We start from the raw sequence: 14,685 nt of genomic DNA on the forward strand, positions 1-14,685 counted from the left end.
GAAATGAATCAAGCAGTAGGCCTTGTCGGCTGGCGCGGAATGGTCGGCTCGGTGCTCATGCAACGCATGCGCGACGAGAACGACTTCGCACTGATCGAACCGGTGTTCTTTTCCACCAGCAACGCTGGCGGCGCCGCGCCCACTTGGGCCGAAGGCGCAGGTCCGTTGCAAAATGCCTACGATATTGATGCTCTGAAAAAACTGCCGATCATCGTGACGGCGCAAGGTGGCGATTACACGTCTGAGGTCTACCCGAAGCTGCGTGGCGCGGGCTGGAACGGCATCTGGATCGACGCGGCCAGCACCCTGCGCATGGCCGACGACGCCATCATCGTGCTGGACCCGGTCAACCGCCCGGTGATTGACGCTGCGCTCAAGCGCGGCGTGCGCAATTTCATCGGCGGCAACTGCACCGTCAGCTGCATGCTGATGGGTCTGGCCGGCCTGTTCAACAACGACCTGGTGGAATGGATGACCACCATGACGTACCAGGCGGCATCTGGCGGCGGCGCGCAGCACATGCGCGAACTGCTGACCCAGTTCGGTGAAATCAACCAGGCGGTCAAGCCCCTGCTGAACGACCCCGCGTCGGCCATCCTGGAAATCGACCGCGGCGTGCTGGCCAAGCAGAAGGATCCGGCGCTGCCCCACGAACATTTCGGCGTGCCGCTGGGCGGTAACCTGATTCCCTGGATCGACAAGGATCTGGGCGACGGGATGTCGAAAGAAGAGTGGAAGGGCGAAGTCGAGACCAACAAGATCCTGGGCCGCGGCGCCGCTTTCGGTACCGCTCCGACCCCGATCGACGGCCTGTGCGTGCGCATCGGCGCGATGCGCTGCCACAGCCAGGCGTTGACCATCAAGCTCAAGCGCGATGTGCCGCTGGACGAAATCGAAGCGCTGATCGCCCAAGGCACGCAATGGGCCAAGGTTATTCCGAATACCAAGGAAGCAACCGTTTCCGCACTGACCCCGGTTGCCGTGACCGGCACGCTGGATATCCCGGTGGGCCGCCTGCGCAAGCTGTCGATGGGTTCCCAATACCTGGGCGCCTTCACGGTGGGCGACCAACTGCTGTGGGGCGCTGCCGAGCCGCTGCGCCGCATGCTGCGCATCGCGCTGGCCGAAGCCTGATGCCGTTTCGGGCGCCCCGTTTGGGTGCCTGATCTTACGGTTTGGCAAACAAGGGCACCTGCGGGTGCCCTTGATGTTTATGCAATCGTCAAAGCAGTGTGGTGGATGTGCCCGCGAGCCAACGCCAATGCGCCTTTCAGGTTTGTGAAATGCGCGTCATCCATTACACTTTTCCGGTGAATTGAGGCCTGTTTTCACCTAACTGGTGCGAACGGGCTCTAGCCCGTAATTCGACTACAAGAACGGAATTCCAGCTTATGACCCAGCGTTCGCGCCACGTGAAGCATGCCCGCCGTTTGAAAACCCTTCAATGGGCGATTGCCCTGGCGATAGGGTCGAGCATGTGCAGTTCGGCGCTGGCCATGCGCGTGGGGCATTCGCGTGTCGTGTCCGTGCCGGGTGCGCCCTTGCAGGCCGTAGTGGGGTTGCAGGAACTGACCCCCGACGAAGTGGCTTCACTGAAGGTGAAGGTGGCGGACGAAGCAGCCTGGGAACGCGCGGGCCTGAAGCCGCCGGTGCCGCTGGCCAGCATGGTGGTCAGGGTCGAAGACGGGCTGGACGGCACGCGTAAGAATCTGCGGGTGCGCGGCACGCAGCCTCCGGCAAGCGGGGCAGTGGACTTGCTGCTGGATATCAGTTCCAGTTCCGGGCAGCGTCAGGTGCAGGTCAGCGTGCTGGTGCCCTTGCGCGGCACCGGCGCCGATGTGACGCCGGCCGCGGTCGGCACAACGGCGCGCGCGGGCGGCACGGCGGGTTCCGTCAATGTGAAGTCGGGCGACAACCTTTTCGCCATCGCCCAGCGCAACGCGGTGCCCAACGCGTCGGTCTATCAGATGCTGGTTGCGCTGTGGCGCGCCAACCCCGAGGCGTTCATCCAGAACAATATGAATCTGGTGCGCGCCGGGCAAAAACTGAATATCCCGGATGCGGCAACGGTCCGAGCGATTGATCCCGCGGAAGCGCGCCGTATTTTCAATGAACATGCCGAGGCGTTTGCCAAGTACCGTGCACGGCTTGGCGCTGCTGCGGGTGCCAATCCGTCGGTGGTGAAGGGCCAGGACGCGGCATCGGGCACCGTCGCCCGACCGGGCGACACGGGCGTGGCCAGCGCCGCGCCCACGCAAGACCGCGTCCGCCTGTCCACCGGCCAAGCGCAGGACAGCGCCTCCGCGCAAGCGGAAGCGCAAGCCGATGCTCGGACCTCGTCCGAGCGCGCCATGAAAGACGTGGAAAGCCGGGTGAGTCAGTTGCAGACCAATGTGGACGACCTGAACAAGGCCGTCGCCCAGCAGGGTGCTGCCGGGGCCGGTGGCGCAGCGGGCGCTGCTGGTGCTTCGGGCGCCGCAGGCACTTCGGGCGCCGCTGGCACTACGGGCGCCGCAGGCACTACGGGCGCCGCAGGCACTACGGGCGCGGCAGGTGCTTCAGGTGCCGCAGGTACTTCGGGCGCCGCAGGTGCTTCAGGTGCCGCAGGTACTTCGGGCCCCGCAGGTACTTCGGGCGCCGCAGGTACTTCCGGCGCCGCAGGTACTCCGGGCACGGCAGGTACTCCGGGTGCCGCGGGTACTTCCGGCGCCGCAGGTGCTTCCGGTGCCGCAGGTACTCCGGGTGCCGCAGGTACTCCTGGCGCAGCCGGTACCTCGGGCGCGGCAGGTGCTTCGGGTGCAGCAGGTACCTCGGGCGCAGCAGGTGCCCCGGGTGCAGCGGGTACTCCGGGCGCAGCAGGTGCGCCGGGTGCAGCCGGTACTCCTGGCGCCGCAGGTACCCAGGGTGCAGCAGGCGCGCCAGGCGCAGCCGGCACACCCGGTGCGTCCTCTACCGACAAGGCGGCGGGAACTGCTCCGACCAACGCCAAAGACCTGACTTCCGGCATGCCCAGCTGGCTTGCCGATAATCTGCTCGTCATCGTCACCGCCGTGCTGGCGCTGATCGCATTCGCCATCGCCTGGCTGCTGCGCCGTGCCGGCGCCCGGCGCGGGGACGACGACGAGGAAACGTACGCCTATAACGAGCCTGCGCTGGACACGGCAGCGCTGAACCGCAAGCTCGATACGATCAATCTCGACCTGGACGAACCGCCCACGGACGAACCGCGCCGAGTCAGCGGTCCACGGGTTTGAATAATGTCTAGAGTTGCATTGGGGCTGGCGTATGACGGCTCCGCTTGGCAGGGTTGGCAGACGCAGCCGCACCGGCAGACGGTGCAGGACACGCTGGAATCCGCCCTGGCCAGTTTTTGTGGTGTGGAGGGTGTCGTTCCCACAATTTGCGCCGGCCGCACCGATACCGGCGTGCATGGTGCGATGCAGGTGGTCCATCTGGATACGACGCTGGACCGCCGCATGGAATCCTGGGTGCGGGGCGTGAACGCGTTTCTGCCTTCCAGTGTCTCGGTGCAGTGGGCGCAGTCGGTGTCCGACGAATTCCATGCGCGATTCTCCGCGCGCGCCCGCACCTACGTCTATTTGCTGTGGCGCGGCCGGGTTCGGCCGGCGCTATGGGCGGGCAGGGCGGGCTGGTGCTTTCAGCCGCTGGATGTGGCGGCCATGCAGGCCGCCGCGAATGCGCTGCTGGGCGAACACGATTTCTCCAGCTTCCGGTCTTCGCAATGCCAGGCCAAGCATCCGGTGCGCCACATGCACCGGCTGGACATCGAAGAGCGCGGGCCCTTCCTGGTGTTCACCTTGAAGGCCAATGCGTTCCTGCATCACATGGTGCGCAACATCATGGGCGCGTTGTTGCAGATCGGGCAGGGCAGGGAATCCGTGGACTGGATGGCGCAGTTGTTGTCCTGGCGCGACCGCAAGCTCGGTGCGCCCACGTTTTCGCCGGATGGCCTGTATTTGTCCGCGATTGATTACCCGGCTGAATTCGGCCTGGAAGAGTTGGACGGCGGGTCGTTGTTGCTGTCGCCGTTCACGCGAACCTATTAGGAAAGCGCCGTAACCCAAGGCGCGTTTCCCGCGCCCATTTGGAGGTCTTCGCCATGCAACGCCGCGCGTTTTTGAAGCAAACTGCCTTGGGCGCCGCCGCAGGCAGCGCTGCGTTGGCGGCTCCGGCCTTCGCGCAGGAGGCGCCCACCGTGTCGTGGCGGCTGGCGTCCAGCTTCCCGAACGAATCGCCCACGCTGTTTGCGGGCGCGGAGGACGTCGCGCGGTATGTGGCTGAAGTCACCGACGGGCACTTCAACATCGAGATCTTCCCCGCTGGTGATCTGGTGCAGCCCGGCCAGGTGTTGGAAGCCGTGCAGCACCGTGTGGTGGACTGCGGCCATACCGCGTCGACCCGGTACTTCGACATGGATCCCGCGCTGTGTTTCGACGCCGGTGTGCCGTTCGGCCTGAATACCCGGCAGATGAATGCCTGGATGACCCAAGGCGAAGGCCTGGCGCTGACGCGCGTGCTTTTCGATAAATACAACATCTTGAATTTTCCCTGTGGTTACACCGGGGCGCAGATGGGTGGTTGGTTCCGCGGCGAGGTCAAGACCGTGGATGACCTGCGCGGCTTGAAGGTCAAGGCGGGCGGGTTCGCCCGGCACGTGCTGTCGCGCCTGGGTGCTACGCCGGTCGAGGTGGCGGTCTCGGATACCTATGCCGCGCTGGAAGACGGAACGGTAGACGCCGTGGCGTGGATTGGCCCCCATGACGACGAAAGCCTGGCGCTCTATAAAGTCGCCAGGAACTATTACTTTCCGGGATGGTGGGCGGGCACCTTGCAACTGTCGCTGTACGTGAATCAGGATGCGTACGACGAATTGCCCAAGCCCTATCAATCCGCGCTGGCGCTGGCCTGCCGGATGGCCACAGGCAACATGATCGCCAAGTACGACGCCGGCAACCCGGATGCCCTGCGCCGGCTGGTGTCGCGCGGCGCGCAACTGAAGGCATTTCCCAAGCCCGTCCTGCAAGCGTGCTACGAGGCCTCGCTGGCCGCCTATAAAGAGATGGGCGCCAAGGACCCGATGTTCAAGAAGCTGTACGAAAGCATGACGGCCTTCCGGGACAAGGAGGTGCCGTGGTTCCGCGTGGCCGAGGGCAGTTTCGATAATCTGATCGCCACGCTGGGCCAGCCGGGCGCCTGAACGCACGCGGCGCGCCGGATATACTGAACCGGCACGTCGCGTTGGGCGACATAAGTGATGAGTTTCATGCGCACACGCATCAAGATCTGCGGATTGACCCGCGAACAAGACATCGAAGCCGCCGTGTCGGCGGGCGTCGATGCGATCGGTTTTGTCTTCTACGCCAAGAGCAAGCGCTGCCTGACGCCGACGCGGGCTGCGCAACTGCGCCGCACGGTGCCGGCGTTCGTGGACGTCGTGGCGCTGTTCGTGAATCCGGACCCCGCTGACGTGCAGGCCGTGCTGGATCAGGTCGGCCCCGAACTGCTGCAGTTTCATGGCGACGAGACGCCGCAAGATTGCGGCCGCTACGGCCACCGTTTCCTGCGCGCGTTCCGCGCGGGCGCGCCGGGCCTGGACACCGCGGAAGACCTGGCTGCCAGCTGCCGCGCCTATGGCGAGGCGGCGGGGTGGCTGTTCGACAGCTACAGCGCCGGATACGGAGGCAGCGGCCACGGATTCGACTATGCCTTGCTGGATGAAGTGCGTGCCGATCCGGTGTCGCGGCCGTTGATCCTGTCGGGCGGATTGAACGGCGAAAACGTCGGCCAGGCCATCGAGTTGGTACGGCCCTGGGGGGTCGATGTCAGTAGTGGCGTCGAAGTCGAGCAAGGAATAAAAAGTTCTGATAGAATCTCGTTCTTCGTTGATGCAGCACATGCAGCGGACACGAAATTGAAGGGAAAAAGTAGTGCACGCGGGTGAGGTTTTGGCGGTGGTTTCAAGCACCAGCGCCCATGCTTAAAAGCAAAACTTCAAACGCAATGAAAACAGCAAAAAGTTCTTCAAGACGATTTGCACAGTTCAAAAAAGCACTATATAATTCTTCTTCTTTGCAGGCGGTTAGCTCAGTTGGTTAGAGCGCCACGTTGACATCGTGGAGGTCGTTGGTTCGAACCCAATACCGCCTACCAGAATTCCTGCAAAGCAGTGCCAAGCACTGTCTTAAAAGCCGCGAAAGTCCTAGACTTCGCGGCTTTTTGCATTGGAGCGCGGAATGTAAACCGTGGCTGTTGCTTGGGTATGGGTTTTCTAGCGTGAATATTCCGCGAGCTTTTGTGTGCCAAAAATATTTCCGATCGCAGTCGCTGCAATTCGGAATGGGGAACGACCCATATTATTTTCATGCGGCATAAAGGCGTATCAATGCGGGGGATTCCCTGCAAAAAGCGCGCCCGTCCCGATGCCGGAATTTATCTGATATGGTCCGGATAGACTCCACCCCAGCCAAACCATGCATAAATCTCTAAAGGCGATGCTCTTGATCCCCGGCCTGCTGCTGGCCGCCTGCGCGGTCAAGCCGCCGCCGGAAAAAGCGGCGCAGCCGCGTATCGATGAATTGCCGATGTATGGCGGCATGGATCGGGCGGCGGCGGCCGAACTGCAGGCAAGCGACAAGAAACTCATCGCCGACGCCACCCAGGCATTCGGTTCTGCCGACAATGCTTCAAAAGCCTGGGTCTCGCAGGGATATCGCTTCTATCAGGCAGACCAGCTTGGCATGGCCATGCGTCGCTTCAATCAGGCATGGCTGCTGAACCCAGATAATCCCGAGGTGTATACGGGCTTTGCGGCGGTTCTGCATGATCAAGGCAAGTATTGCCAAGCCATGAGCATGATGGATCAGGCGATCAGCCATGATCCCCCCACGTTCCAGGGCATATACGCGGATGCCGGGCGCATTGCGGCCCGTTGCGCGGCGGAGGACAAGACGTTGCCGCCCGAGGCCCGGGTGGCGGCAACCGCCCGGTCAGACGCGTGGTACCGCAAAGGCGAAGCTGTCGAGCCGAACAAGGGCTACCTGTATTCCTCTTGGGCAACGGCCTATTACTGGCGGGGGCAATACGACCAGGCTTGGGCGATGGTCGTCAAGGCGCGCGCGGCCGGCGGCTCGCCGGGGCCAAAGTTCATGGACATGCTGCGCGCAAAAATGCCCGAGCCCCGGTCGTAGCCCTTGGGCTGCGTCAATCACCCCGGTCCAAGCCCGGCATTTGCGATATTCTGCTGACCATCATGATGAAAGCTCTGTGGTTGGCGTTGGGCTGCGTGATGTTGGCATTGGGCGTCATCGGCGCATTTCTGCCGGTCATGCCGACGACGATTTTCCTGATTCTTGCCGTGGCCTGCTTTTCGCGGTCGTCTCCGCGCTTGGAAAAGTGGCTGCTGGACAGTCCTACCTATGGACCGGCGTTGCGCACCTGGCGCGAACAGGGCGCGGTGTCGCGCAAGGGCAAGACCTATGCCTGCCTGGGCATGGCCGTCGGCTACGTGGTGTTCTGGTGGAGCGCCCATCCATCCTGGCCACTGGCCGTGGGCGTCGGCCTGTTTTTCATCGCCAGCGCGGCGTATGTGTTGAGCCGTCCGGCGCCCAAATCCTGATCCCTATTTAGCGCATATTCAGGCGATTGAGACGCGGCTGAAAGACAGGCGCAAGGCGTAACGCGCCGAAACCGTTGCGTCGGAATTCCAGTGCCGGAATCCGCGGCTTCTCTGATGTAATGGGCCGCAGCAAGGCTGTTCAAGTTGCCGCGCGTCGTTCCTGTCGCGCCATCAGCCGGCAAGGATCATTCATGGTGAACAAGCGTCGGGAACTTCTATTTGCCGCAATGTCCAGTGCGGCTTTCGGGTGGGCGAACCCTTCGTCCGCCCTGGCGGCAGGTCAATCCACTGCCCAGGAAACCCTGGATCTTTGGCCGGGCAATCGGCCCCCTGAAGGTCGGGGGCCCGATGGGCCGGAAAAGGTCAGCGCCAAGGGCTCGGTCACGCAGGTGTCCCGGCCGCGCCTGATCGTCTATCGGCCGCCGCAACCCAATGGCAGCGCCGCTTTGGTAATCGCCGGGGGCGGGTATGCACACATCGAACGCGGCTCGGAAAGCACGCCGACCTGCCTGTGGCTGCAGGCCCAGGGCGTGACCGCGTTTGAACTGGTCTACCGGTTGCCGGGCGAGCATTGGCCGGCTGAAGCGCCGCTGCAGGATGGACAACGCGCCATGCGCCTGATCCGTTCGGTGGCGGGGCGATACGGCTTGGATACCGGGCGCGTTGGGGTGATCGGGTTTTCGGCGGGCGGACACTTGGCCGGGTTCACGGCAGCCACGGCAGCCGTGGCACGATTCGCCCCGGTGGACGCGGCGGACAGCCTGTCATCCCGGCCCGACTTTGCGGCGCTGATCTACCCGGTGCTGACCTTCATGCCGCCGTTCGACCATACGCACGCGCGCCGGGAAATCGTAGGCGAACACCCGACGGCAGCACAGAGCGCGGCGTTTTCAGTGGACCATTTGGTGACGGCGCAAATGCCGCCCGTCTTCCTGGCGCAGGCACAGGACGATCCAATCTCGCCCGTGGACAACAGCCTGCTGATGTTCAATGCGCTGCGCGCGGCGGGCGTGCCGACCGAGATGCATATTTTTCCCCAAGGCAAGCATGGCTGGGGCTTGGGCAAGCCCGGCACGCGCGTGCATGCGTGGCCGGGCCTGTTTACCGAATGGGCTGCATTCAACGGATTTTTCGGGCCGCTCAGTGCGAATGCCGGGGATCGCCCCGCGTCTCGATGACCTTCAGGTAAAGCGTCGCCGGTTCCAGGCAGCCTCCCGTCGACAATTGGCCGACCAATTGCCGATACAGCGCTTGCCACGGGGTTTGTGAAGGCGTCGCCTGGTAGCCGGGTTCCTGTTTCCGTCTGGCCATTTCCGCATCGTCCACCAAGGCGGTCACGCTGCGCTGATTCAGGTCGACGCGGATCTTGTCGCCGGTGCGCAGCAGCGCCAGGCCGCCGCCGACCGCGGCTTCGGGTGACATGTTCAGGATGGAGGGGCTGGCCGAAGTGCCGCTTTGCCGGCCGTCGCCCAGGCAGGGCAGGGAGTCGATGCCGCGTTTGATCAGGTGCGAGGGCGGCGCCATGTTGACGACCTCGGCGCTGCCCGGGTAACCCACGGTGCCTGCGCCGCGGATGACCAGGATGCAGTGCTCGTCGATGTTCAACGCGGGGTCTTCGATGCGGGCATGGTAGTCCTCGGGGCCTTCGAACACGATGGCGCGGGCTTCGAAAGCGTTTTCCGATCCCGGCTCCGACAGGTAGGCGCGGCGGAACGCTTCGCCCACGACAGACATCTTGATGATGGCGCTGTCGAAGAAATTTCCGGACAGCACGATGAAGCCCGCGCGGTGTTTCAGGGGCGCGGCGCAACTGCGGATGACGTCGGCGTCGTGGGTCTTGGCGGCGGCGGCGATGTCGCCGATGGTCTTGCCGGACACCGTGGGGCAGTCGGCGTGCAGGCGCCCTGCGACCAGCAATTCATGCATGACGGCGGGCACGCCGCCCGCACGGTGAAAGCCTTCGCCGAGATATTCGCCAGCTGGTACGCAGTTGACCAGCAAGGGCACGTCTTCGCCGAAACGTTGCCAGTCGTCCAGGCTCAGGTCGATGCCGGCATGACGGGCCATCGCGATGAGGTGGGGCGGGCAGTTGGTGGAGGCGCCCAGTGCGGACGCCACGACGATGGCGTTTTCGAACGCTTGCCGGGTCAGAATGTGGGAAGGGCGCAGGTCTTCACGCACCATGTCGCAGATGCGCATGCCGGTGGCGTAGGCCATCTGGGCGCGTTCTCGGTACGGTGCGGGGATGCTGGCGCAGGTGGGCAGCGACATGCCCAGCGCTTCGGCCAGTGAATTCATCGACAGGGCCGTGCCCATGGTGTTGCAGTGGCCGACAGAAGGCGAGGACGCGGTGGCCAGCGTCATGAAGCCTTCGTAGTCCAGCTTGCCGGCCGCCATCAGGTTGCGCGCGTGCCAGATGACGGTGCCGGAACCCACGCGCTGGCCGTCGTGCCAGCCGTCCAGCATGGGGCCGCCCGACAAGACGATGGCGGGCAGGTCGACGGTGGCGGCCGCCATCAGGCAGGCGGGCGTGGTCTTGTCGCATCCGGTCGTCAGCACCACCCCGTCCAAGGGGTAGCCATGCAGGATCTCGACCAAGCCCAGATAAGCCAGGTTGCGGTCCAGCGCGGCCGTGGGCCGCCGGCCTTGTTCGGCCAGCGGATGCACGGGGAATTCCATCGGTATGCCGCCCGCGTCCCGGATGCCCGCCTTGATGCGCTCGGCAAGCGCCAGGTGATGGCGGTTGCAGGGCGCCAGGTCGCTGCCTGTCTGGGCGATGCCGATGATCGGCCGTCCGGATTGCAGCTCTTGCCGCGTCAGGCCGTAATTGAGATAGCGCTCGACGTAGATCGCCGTCATATCGGCGTGCGCGGGGTCGTCGAACCATTTCTGGCTACGCAACTTGCGGGGTGTCTGAGACATGGGGGTTCGCTTCGCTTCGGTTGGACGGCGCTAGTTGCGCGCCTTCTGGATCTCGTCATTGAGCTGCTTGATGAGCTCGGGGCCGAGTTCCTGCGTGTACTTGTCCACGACGGGCTGCACCTTCTGCCGCATGCGGGCCACTTCCTCGGGGCTGATCGTATTGATCTTCATGCCGGCGTCTTCAAGCGTCTTCATGGCCTTGGCGGAGTCGGCGCGGCTGTCCTTGCGTTCGAAGTCGCGCGATGCGGCGGCGGCCTGGCGGATCAGCTTCTGCTCGTCGGGCGACAAAGTGTCCCACCACTTCTTGGAGGCCAGCACCACCCAGGGCGTGTAGACGTGGCGCGAGATCGTCAGATAGGGCTGCACTTCGTAGAACTTGCTGCTCTGGATGGTGGTGATCGGGTTTTCCTGCCCGTCGACCGTACGGGTTTCCAGTGCGGTGAACAGTTCGGAAAACGGCATGGGGACGGCGTTTGCGCCCAGCGTGTTGAAGACGCCAAGCGCAATCTGGTTCTGCATGACGCGCAGCTTGATGCCTTGCATGTCTTCGGCGCGGCTGATGGGGCGCTTGGAATTCGTCATGTTGCGAAAGCCGTTCTCCCAATAGACCAGGCCGACCAGGCCGCGGGCTTCCAGCTTTTTCAGCAAGTCCTGGCCCAACTGCCCGTCCAGCACCGCATCGGCTTCCTTTTCGCTGTTGAACAGGAAGGGCAGGTCGAATACGCCGAATTCCTTGACCATGCCGGCCAGCGGGGCGGTGGAGCCCACCATCATTTCCTGGGCGCCGCCGGCCAGCGCGCCTTGCATCTGTTCGTCCGACCCCAGGTTGGCCGAGCCGAAGGTCTTCATCTTGAGCTTTCCGCCGCTGACTTTCTCCAGTTCCTGCGCCAGGAAGCGCGCGGCGCGGCCCTGGACGCTTTCTTCGTTCAGGCCATAGCCGAAGCGGATCAGGCGGGGCTTGACGTCCGCCGCGGCGGCCACGCCCGCAACCGCGCAGGACAGCGCGGTCGCCAGCACAAGTAGACGGGTTTTGAATCGGGTGATCATGGTGCTCCTCCTTGGGGTTTCTCTATGCCGTTAGTGCATCCAACGTGCGGGTACGGTGATCAGTTCAGGGAAGATCACCAGCAGGACCAGCAAGACCGTGTAGGCCACCACGTAGCGCCACACGCCCCTGCAGATGGTTTCCATATTGATGCGGGCCACGCCGCAGACCACGTTGAGCACCGTGCCCACCGGGGGGGTCAACAGCCCCACGCTGCCCACCATGACGAACATGACGCCGAAATAGACGGGGTCGATGCCCGCTTTGACGACGACGGGCATCAGCACCGGGCCCAGGATCAGGATGGTGGGTGTCAGGTCCATGACCGTGCCCACCAGCGTCAACAGGATCAGCAAGGCGAACATCAGGAGCTTGGGCTGGTCCATCACCGGTTCCAGCAGGGCGATCAGATCCTGCGGCATGTCGGCCAGCGTGATCATGTAGGACGAGACCATGGCGGCTGCCACCAGGAACATGACGACGGCCGTGGTGCGCGCGGCGTTGACGAACAGCCGGCCCAGGTCGCGCACGCCGATCTCGCGGTAGACGAACAGGCTGACCAGCAGCGCATAGACCGCTGCCACCACAGCGGCTTCCGTGGGCGTGAAGATGCCGCCACGCAAGCCGCCGATGATGATCACGGGCAGCATCAGGGCCCATAGCGATTCGCGAAATGCCTTCACGCGGCTGCGCCACGGCACGCGCGGCGACGGTTTGATGCTGCCATGCTTGCGCGCCACCCAGGCCCAGACGGCGATCAGCGTCAGGCCCATCATCAGGCCGGGGGCGATGCCCGCGAAGAACAGCTTGGTGATCGACACGTTGGTCGCCACGCCGAAAATAATGAACGAGATCGAAGGCGGGATGATGGGCGCGATGATGCCGCCGGCGGCGATCAGCCCCGAGGCCTGGCCGGCGTCATAGCCCTTTTCGCGCAGCATGGGGATCAGCAGCGACCCGAGTGCGGCGGCGTCGGCGACGGCCGAGCCCGACAGCGACGCCAGCAGCACACTGGCGAAGATGGCGACATAGCCCAGGCCGCCCTGGATATGGCCGACGAATGCGTTGGCCAGGCTGACGATGCGGCGCGAAATGCCGCCCGCGTTCATCAATTCGCCAGCAAGCATGAAGAGCGGCACCGCCATCAGGGTGAAGCTGTTGGCGCCTGACAGCATGTTCTGCGCCAGGATCTGGGTGTCGAAGAAGTCCAGCTGGAACATCATGGCCAGCGCGCTGAGCAGCAAGGCGAACGCGATCGGCATGCCCAGGGCGATCAGCCCCAGCAGCACAAGCAGGAAGACGGTCAGGATCATTGCGGGTGTCCGGGCGGGATGGGGGGAAGGGGCGGCGCCGTGTCAGGCCAGCGCAGGCTTGGCGTCAGACCAACGGGTCTTCAGGGCTGGATTCCGCCGGCAAGGGGCCCCCGGCCAGCACCCGGACCAGGTCGATCACCGTCAGGATGCCCATGATCGCCGCCGCGTACAGCGCCGCCGAGTTGAATACCGCCAGGCGCATGCCCGTGACGGGCAGCACGGTGTCCATGCCGATGACGGTCTGCACCCAGCTGCCTTCGGCCATCAGCCAAAGCACCCACAGGACCAGCAGTTGGCAGAACACGTGGGACACGCGGCGCGCGGCCGGCCCGAAGCGTTCCACCAGCATGGTCACACCGATGTGCTGGTGCTCGCGCAGCGCGATCACCGAGCCCAGGAAGATCATCCAGACGAACGCCAGCCGGGAGACTTCGTCGGAGGCGTTGATGCCGGAATTGAACAGGTAGCGCAGGGCCACATTGCCGAACAGCAGCACGACCATGACGACCAGACAGGCCACCATCAGCCAGGTCTGCAAGGCGAAACACCAGTCGGCGGCGCGCGCCAAAGGCGTGCCGCCCGGCCGGCCCGAAGGGCTAGCTTGCATTGTTGTCTCCTATCCGTTTCCCGGAATTTTCTGAATTATGCTCTCGATGATGTTAGCGCTAACATTTTCGGTTTGGCAACCCCCCGTTTTTTGCGTCAGACTACGCGCTTCCGACTCCGCCGCGAGGGCCAATGTCCGTCCGTAAACCCCGAAGCACCCGTGCCGGGCGCGTCACCATGCAGGATGTCGCCCGCCGCGTGGGCGTCAGCGCCATTACCGTGTCGCGCGCGTTGCGCACGCCGGACAAGGTGGCGGAGGCGCTGCGCCAGCGCATCGCCCGGGTGTGCCACGAACTGGGCTACGTGCCGAATCACGCCGCCAGCGCGCTCGCCTCGGCGCGCTCGCAAACCGTCGTGGTGCTGATCCCGTCGCTGAGCAATGTGGTGTTCGTGGACATCATCACGGGGATCAAGGACGTGCTGGACCGCCACGGCTATCACATGCTGATCGGTGTGACGGGATACTCGCCCGACGAAGAGGAGGCGCTGCTGCGGAAGTACCTGCAGCATTCGCCGGACGGCCTGATTCTGACCGGCATCGACCACAATCCGGGCGTATGGGACTTGCTGCGCGCGCAGCAGATACCGACAGTGCACACGATTGAAACCCTGCCGGCTGGCGAAGATATGAGCGTGGGTTTTTCGCAATTCGACTCCGGGTACGCGGCGGTTCGCCACCTGCTCGAGCGCGGCCACCGCCGCATCGGCATCGTCGGCGCGCAACTGGATCCGCGGTCGCTGCGCCGTTGCGAAGGCGCGAGGCAGGCGTTGCGGGATGCGGGCTGCCATGATCCGGCGCTTGAAATCATGACACCCGAAAAATCGTCCATCAGCCTGGGGGCGTCGCTGCTGCAAGACCTGCACGACCGCCATCCCGATTGCGATGCGGTCTTTTTTTGCAATGACGACCTGGCGCAGGGCGCGGTGTTCCAGTGCGGGCGCCTGGGCGTGAGCGTTCCGGGCCAGATGGCTATCATCGGTTTCCACGATCTGGCGGGTACGGCCTGGACGACGCCGCCCCTGTCGACGATCGCCACGCCGCGCTACGAGATCGGCGCGGCGGCCGCAGGTTTGCTGATGCGGCATTTGGCGGGCGATGAGGTCGCCGAGCGCCATGTGGACCTGGGCTTTACGCTGGTGCAGCGCGAAACCAGCTAAGCCCC

13 protein-coding genes and 1 tRNA gene are annotated in these 14,685 nt (G+C 64.2%); 10 read left to right on the plus strand and 4 right to left on the minus strand.

The features are described 5' to 3' along the window. The first annotated feature begins 3 nt into the window (after window positions 1-3). The 9 genes from asd to CEY09_RS22850 all read left to right on the plus strand — a co-directional run bounded on the left by asd (window position 4) and on the right by CEY09_RS22850 (window position 8,814). Window positions 4-1,134, plus strand: a complete 1,131-nt coding sequence (gene asd, locus CEY09_RS22810) for an aspartate-semialdehyde dehydrogenase (protein ID WP_006226993.1) — start codon at window positions 4-6, stop codon at window positions 1,132-1,134. 257 nt (window positions 1,135-1,391) lie between these two features. After that, window positions 1,392-3,254, plus strand: a complete 1,863-nt coding sequence (locus CEY09_RS22815) for a type IV pilus assembly protein FimV (protein ID WP_088590369.1) — start codon at window positions 1,392-1,394, stop codon at window positions 3,252-3,254. A gap of 3 nt (window positions 3,255-3,257) precedes the next feature. Continuing rightward, window positions 3,258-4,067 carry a tRNA pseudouridine(38-40) synthase TruA gene (gene truA / locus CEY09_RS22820; protein WP_088590370.1) on the plus strand — a complete coding sequence of 270 codons (810 nt, stop codon included), beginning with the start codon at window positions 3,258-3,260 and terminating at the stop codon, window positions 4,065-4,067. Window positions 4,068-4,120: 53 nt separating this feature from the next. Then, on the plus strand, window positions 4,121-5,218 hold the full coding sequence (locus tag CEY09_RS22825) for a TRAP transporter substrate-binding protein (RefSeq protein ID WP_088590472.1): 1,098 nt from the start codon (window positions 4,121-4,123) through the stop codon (window positions 5,216-5,218). 66 nt (window positions 5,219-5,284) lie between these two features. Then, the gene (locus CEY09_RS22830) at window positions 5,285-5,962 is read left to right on the plus strand and encodes a phosphoribosylanthranilate isomerase (protein WP_088590371.1); all 678 of its coding nucleotides are present in this window, start codon (window positions 5,285-5,287) and stop codon (window positions 5,960-5,962) included. Between the two features lie 132 nt (window positions 5,963-6,094). Then, window positions 6,095-6,171: transfer RNA gene (locus tag CEY09_RS22835), tRNA-Val, on the plus strand. A gap of 341 nt (window positions 6,172-6,512) precedes the next feature. Next, window positions 6,513-7,208, plus strand: coding sequence for a tetratricopeptide repeat protein (locus tag CEY09_RS22840; RefSeq protein WP_088590372.1), 696 nt, complete (start codon window positions 6,513-6,515; stop codon window positions 7,206-7,208). A 62-nt stretch (window positions 7,209-7,270) separates the two neighbouring features. Beyond that, window positions 7,271-7,636 carry a YbaN family protein gene (locus CEY09_RS22845; protein ID WP_088590373.1) on the plus strand — a complete coding sequence of 122 codons (366 nt, stop codon included), beginning with the start codon at window positions 7,271-7,273 and terminating at the stop codon, window positions 7,634-7,636. A 191-nt stretch (window positions 7,637-7,827) separates the two neighbouring features. Further along, window positions 7,828-8,814 (plus strand): alpha/beta hydrolase, encoded by a 987-nt coding sequence (locus tag CEY09_RS22850; protein ID WP_167390145.1) that lies wholly within the window; start codon window positions 7,828-7,830, stop codon window positions 8,812-8,814. On the opposite strand, the gene CEY09_RS22855 is transcribed toward CEY09_RS22850, so the two are convergent. The 4 genes from CEY09_RS22855 to CEY09_RS22870 form a co-directional block, all read right to left on the minus strand. Beyond that, complete coding sequence (locus tag CEY09_RS22855) at window positions 8,777-10,558, minus strand: IlvD/Edd family dehydratase (protein ID WP_088590374.1); 1,782 nt, start codon at window positions 10,556-10,558, stop codon at window positions 8,777-8,779. The two genes, CEY09_RS22850 and CEY09_RS22855, sit on opposite strands and share 38 nt — an antisense overlap. A gap of 30 nt (window positions 10,559-10,588) precedes the next feature. Continuing rightward, window positions 10,589-11,605, minus strand: a complete 1,017-nt coding sequence (locus CEY09_RS22860; RefSeq protein ID WP_088590375.1) for a TRAP transporter substrate-binding protein — start codon at window positions 11,603-11,605, stop codon at window positions 10,589-10,591. A gap of 30 nt (window positions 11,606-11,635) precedes the next feature. Next, window positions 11,636-12,916: a TRAP transporter large permease gene (locus tag CEY09_RS22865; protein WP_088590376.1), complete on the minus strand. Its 1,281-nt coding sequence runs from the start codon at window positions 12,914-12,916 to the stop codon at window positions 11,636-11,638. A gap of 64 nt (window positions 12,917-12,980) precedes the next feature. Continuing rightward, window positions 12,981-13,523, minus strand: coding sequence for a TRAP transporter small permease (locus CEY09_RS22870; RefSeq protein WP_088590377.1), 543 nt, complete (start codon window positions 13,521-13,523; stop codon window positions 12,981-12,983). Between the two features lie 131 nt (window positions 13,524-13,654). Between CEY09_RS22870 and gntR the strand changes: the two genes are divergently transcribed. Beyond that, on the plus strand, window positions 13,655-14,680 hold the full coding sequence (gene gntR, locus CEY09_RS22875) for an HTH-type transcriptional regulator GntR (RefSeq protein WP_088590378.1): 1,026 nt from the start codon (window positions 13,655-13,657) through the stop codon (window positions 14,678-14,680). Window positions 14,681-14,685: the final 5 nt, after the last annotated feature.

The sequence above is a fragment of the Achromobacter marplatensis genome, from assembly GCF_002209535.1.
In the GTDB taxonomy this organism is placed as follows: Bacteria; Pseudomonadota; Gammaproteobacteria; order Burkholderiales; family Burkholderiaceae_B; genus Achromobacter; species Achromobacter marplatensis.

Excerpts from the sequence above, each read along its gene's own strand:
- asd (WP_006226993.1), top strand. The coding sequence starts at position 4 with ATGAATCAAGCAGTAGGCCTTGTCGGCTGGCGCGGAATGGTCGGCTCG.
- CEY09_RS22815 (WP_088590369.1), top strand. The coding sequence starts at position 1,392 with ATGACCCAGCGTTCGCGCCACGTGAAGCATGCCCGCCGTTTGAAAACC.
- truA (WP_088590370.1), top strand. The coding sequence starts at position 3,258 with ATGTCTAGAGTTGCATTGGGGCTGGCGTATGACGGCTCCGCTTGGCAG.
- CEY09_RS22825 (WP_088590472.1), top strand. The coding sequence starts at position 4,121 with ATGCAACGCCGCGCGTTTTTGAAGCAAACTGCCTTGGGCGCCGCCGCA.
- CEY09_RS22830 (WP_088590371.1), top strand. The coding sequence starts at position 5,285 with ATGCGCACACGCATCAAGATCTGCGGATTGACCCGCGAACAAGACATC.
- CEY09_RS22840 (WP_088590372.1), top strand. The coding sequence starts at position 6,513 with ATGCTCTTGATCCCCGGCCTGCTGCTGGCCGCCTGCGCGGTCAAGCCG.
- CEY09_RS22845 (WP_088590373.1), top strand. The coding sequence starts at position 7,271 with ATGATGAAAGCTCTGTGGTTGGCGTTGGGCTGCGTGATGTTGGCATTG.
- CEY09_RS22850 (WP_167390145.1), top strand. The coding sequence starts at position 7,828 with ATGGTGAACAAGCGTCGGGAACTTCTATTTGCCGCAATGTCCAGTGCG.
- CEY09_RS22855 (WP_088590374.1), bottom strand. The coding sequence starts at position 10,558 with ATGTCTCAGACACCCCGCAAGTTGCGTAGCCAGAAATGGTTCGACGAC.
- CEY09_RS22860 (WP_088590375.1), bottom strand. The coding sequence starts at position 11,605 with ATGATCACCCGATTCAAAACCCGTCTACTTGTGCTGGCGACCGCGCTG.
- CEY09_RS22865 (WP_088590376.1), bottom strand. The coding sequence starts at position 12,916 with ATGATCCTGACCGTCTTCCTGCTTGTGCTGCTGGGGCTGATCGCCCTG.
- CEY09_RS22870 (WP_088590377.1), bottom strand. The coding sequence starts at position 13,523 with ATGCAAGCTAGCCCTTCGGGCCGGCCGGGCGGCACGCCTTTGGCGCGC.
- gntR (WP_088590378.1), top strand. The coding sequence starts at position 13,655 with ATGTCCGTCCGTAAACCCCGAAGCACCCGTGCCGGGCGCGTCACCATG.